The following is a 3,599-nucleotide window of genomic DNA, read 5'->3' on the forward strand; positions in this document are numbered from 1 at the left end:
TCTTGGAGTAGCCGCCGGCCGAACCCGCGGAAATCTGGGTGTACTTGATCTGAACATCTTTATGTGCGGCGTTGAAGATCTCGACTGACTTCTCCTGGCCAACCGCAGCACCCCAATACTCAACGGTCACAGGCTCACCGGCAGGGCTATTCTCGGCCGGGCCAGGGCTGCTGGTACTGGAACTGGAACAGCCGGTTAGAGCCGTTGCAGTCAAAATGGCGACGGCTGCTGCCGTGCCTGTAAACCAACGAGGTGCCATGAAAAACTCCTACTGTCTGTGTCCCCTGTGGGATTGGTGAGTTGATTGGTCTAACAGCGCATGCCCAGATGTGGCACCTGTGGGCCACCTGATCAGGCGTTCCTTAACTTCTTTGTTTGGTTTCGCGTCGGATTCAGTCGGCCAGTGTTGGGGACTAGCCGTGGGAGCGGTCCCAGGGTTGGGGGCCGGAACGAGTTGAGATTCAATACCTGTCTCTGATCAACACGAGATGATGCTGCCGGCCGCTAGAAGGAACAACCTCAGCACGGCCGATAATTGTGAGATAAATCTCGTAATTGGGAAAACTATCTCACTCTAGGAGTCAATTGTCAACGCCTTCATAACGCTCCTGCGTTTCGGTTTCTACCGTCAAAGGTTGGGACTTTGTTTCACGAAAAGCAGCCCCGCTTCCGAAGCGGCTGCCGCCTCGCCACACCTAGCGAACAGTAATAGCGGCGGGGCTGACGCAATGACGCAAGGGCTGCCGCGGACCTCCCGCTACAATCTGAGCGGGCGAACTTCAGTCGAGGTGTGTGCTGACCCCATAATTGCTGCAGGACCCGCGCATGCCAACATCATCTCCGACGAAGAAAGGGGCCGATGCTCCGGCCGGGATTCTCAGGCTCGTTGGACTCGTGGCAGAGGACTCCGCCCTTACTTACTGGAGTCACGGAAGACCAGGGCCGACCATGTAGGAAATTTGTTGCATCCCATGAATTGACCTCAGATATCTTTCGATCCTGAGATGCACGGAGACTCTGTATAAGCCTTAGGTTGTCTAGCGGAAGGGTTGCGCCCCAAGATCCCTTCGGATAGAAGCCCCAATTCAGAAGGCGAACGAAGAGGTCCCGTCCCGCATATGGGTTGGCATGGGAGGGGCGGCCCCGGCGTCCACTCCCCCTCCTCTCCCGTCCGGGATTTGAGCCTATACTGGACTTCCTTGTGGAAATCCCGTACGAATTGGTAAACTATTCTTACTTTTTTGCGGCCCTCTACCTATTTGCGATGTAGCAGGAATCAGGATGAACACATGACTTCCACAAAGACCCTTGTTGACTACGGCTCTGACAGCTCAAACTCAGCTCAACGCATCGTCCTGGCCTCCCGGCGGCCAGCGTCCTTGGGATCGACACCTGCTGGCGCCGTTGCCCTGTCCATGGGAGAACCAGATGCAGGGACACCAAGTCCCATCGTCGAGGCCGCGATTGAGGCCTTGCGTAACGGCCGGACCCGTTACACAAACCTCAGTGGAGCGCCCGAACTCCGCCGCTCCCTGGCTGAAGGGCTGTCGGTTAGGTCCGGTCAGAACCTCTCGCCGGACCAGATTGTTATCACCCACGGAGGAAGCGCCGGCCTGGCTGCTACGATACTTGCCCTGATCAATCCAGGAGACAAGGTTCTGATTCCGGAACCGACGTACTCGTTGTACGCGGACCACCTCGCAATGGTCGGTGCCGAGGCAATCTGGGTTGCTAATCTTGCCGACGGAACGCTGGATCTTGAACGGCTGGCTCGTGAAGCGGCTGGTACCCGCATGATTATTCTGTGCAATCCAGGCAACCCAACAGGCCGGGTCTACAGCGCGGGCGAACTGCGGGAACTGGCAGTAATTTTGGAGGCCCACCCTCATCTTCTGCTTCTTTCCGACGAGGCCTACGCCGACATTATCTTTGATGGCATGGAGTTCCTATCCGTTTTGGAACTCCATGCCATTGCAGATCAGGTCATCTGCTGCAGCACGTTTTCCAAGACCTACGCCATGACGGGATGGCGGCTGGGCTACGTAGTTGCTTCCCGCCAGGTGTCAGAGAAGATCAATCTGCTCCACCGAACACTCAACGGTTCCATCAATACATTCGTGCAGGACGCCGCCCTCGTCGCTTTGGAAACACCCTCTGAACACCTCCGCCTAATGGCTGGGTCATACCAGGCACGCCGCGACATTGTGGTCGCCAAGATTTCCGGTATCCCGGGACTCAGCATGCTCCCGCCCCAAGGCGCGTTCTATGCGTTCGTGAAAATCGATTCAGGTCTGACCTCCGATGAAATGACTGCCCGATTCGCAGCTGCCGGAGTAATTGTCCGATCCGGCAGCGAGTTCGGGCCATCCGGAGAAGGACACGTGCGCCTCTCATTTGCCACAGACCCCGAAAACCTTGAGCTCGGGTTGGACCGGTTCGTTGAAGCCGCGCGGAACTTCATGTGACCGAGGAACTTTAGGCCCTGAACATTATTTACTGAACAGGTCTCTACCCGGTCCTTCGCCTGGCGTCTGCCCATCCTTGGAGGGACCCGGAAAGTGCTTCAAGAAGCTGCTTCCCAATTTGTTCCGGCTCCAACTTCTCCGTTTCACTAAGGTCAAGGATTTCGCGGGGGTCCGAGAGGGCGTTGTTCAGAAACAGTGCCTGTCTGAGCAGGGTCTCCGGGAGGCCAAGATCTTGGAGAAGTCCCCTCAGGGGTTGCTCCCAGATAGCACGGGAAGTGGCGATGACCGGGTCACCTTGATCCATGCGCTGGAGGTATCCGGAGCGGGAGCGCAGCTGGACCATGACTTTGCCATGTTCGAGCACCAGGGTGATCCAGCGGGACAGTACGGCGTTGTACAGTTCGCTTCCGGTCAGCGGGCATCCGTGGACGAAATCGCGGAGTTCCTCAGTAGTGTTGATGGTGTAGGCCTCGAGCAGCTCGTCCAGCGACGAGAAATAGCGGTAAGCCGTGGCGGTCCCGATTCCCGCACGAGCGGCAGCGCTTTGCATGGTCACGTTGGCTGGATTCTGAGCGATCTCTTCGCCCACGGCGCGCATGAGACTTTTCATATTTCGACGTGTGTCACTTCGCAACTGACTGTCGCCTTTCGTTCAGGTCTCGGCCGTACCGCTGGTGCTTCTCCAGGGAACTTGTCGAGGACGCTCGGTCTAAAGACTGTACCCGCGTCGATTCCGCACAGCGATTCCGCCGGGTACTCGGCGGCTGGAAACGTCCTGCGGACTAAAAAACAGCTACCTCTTTCTACCGCGTGTGTGGTTGTTTGATCATCTCGAAAAACCGAGTGTCGGATCTTAGCCATTGACCGGAGGTGTTCTTGGGTGCTTACAGCTGTGTCTTATTGGAGGAGCTTGCGAAGGAACTGCAGTTGCTTTATCCAGTGGTGTTCCTGGCCTCCTTCGTGGTTGTTGAACCTGTACACCTCAATTTCCTTCGTCGGGCCGGAACCGGATGCATCAGTAGTGCCTGAGCCGTAGGCGTTGAAGCTGGCAAAGACAGTTGATGGCGGGCAGATGTCGTCAGTTAGGGCTGCCGAGTATAGCGTCGGGGCCGTTGCCCAGCGTCCGAGGTTGAC

The 3,599-nt window shown here is 57.1% G+C and carries 3 protein-coding genes and 1 pseudogene; 1 reads left to right on the forward strand and 3 read right to left on the reverse strand.

Annotation, left to right across the window (positions count from 1 at the left end; genetic code table 11):
- Positions 1-259 (reverse strand): annotated as a pseudogene (locus tag MU551_RS16390) (hypothetical protein); the annotation flags it as partial.
- A 1,030-nt stretch (positions 260-1,289) separates the two neighbouring features.
- Between MU551_RS16390 and MU551_RS16395 the strand changes: the two are divergent.
- Positions 1,290-2,465: a pyridoxal phosphate-dependent aminotransferase gene (locus tag MU551_RS16395; RefSeq protein ID WP_247046355.1), complete on the forward strand. Its 1,176-nt coding sequence runs from the start codon at positions 1,290-1,292 to the stop codon at positions 2,463-2,465.
- A 43-nt stretch (positions 2,466-2,508) separates the two neighbouring features.
- On the opposite strand, the gene MU551_RS16400 is transcribed toward MU551_RS16395, so the two are convergent.
- Positions 2,509-3,075 (reverse strand): TetR/AcrR family transcriptional regulator, encoded by a 567-nt coding sequence (locus MU551_RS16400; RefSeq protein ID WP_247046356.1) that lies wholly within the window; start codon positions 3,073-3,075, stop codon positions 2,509-2,511.
- Positions 3,076-3,362: 287 nt separating this feature from the next.
- Positions 3,363-3,599, reverse strand: a 237-nt coding sequence (locus MU551_RS16405) for an acetylxylan esterase (RefSeq protein ID WP_247046358.1), incomplete at its 5' end; no start/stop codon positions are given.

The sequence above is a fragment of the Arthrobacter rhizosphaerae genome (assembly GCF_023062595.1).
Lineage (GTDB): Bacteria > Actinomycetota > Actinomycetes > Actinomycetales > Micrococcaceae > Arthrobacter > Arthrobacter rhizosphaerae.

What these genes read in the sequence shown, in the direction of transcription:
- MU551_RS16395 (WP_247046355.1), top strand. Translation starts at nt 1,290, where the DNA reads ATGACTTCCACAAAGACCCTTGTTGACTACGGCTCTGACAGCTCAAAC.
- MU551_RS16400 (WP_247046356.1), bottom strand. Translation starts at nt 3,075, where the DNA reads ATGAAAAGTCTCATGCGCGCCGTGGGCGAAGAGATCGCTCAGAATCCA.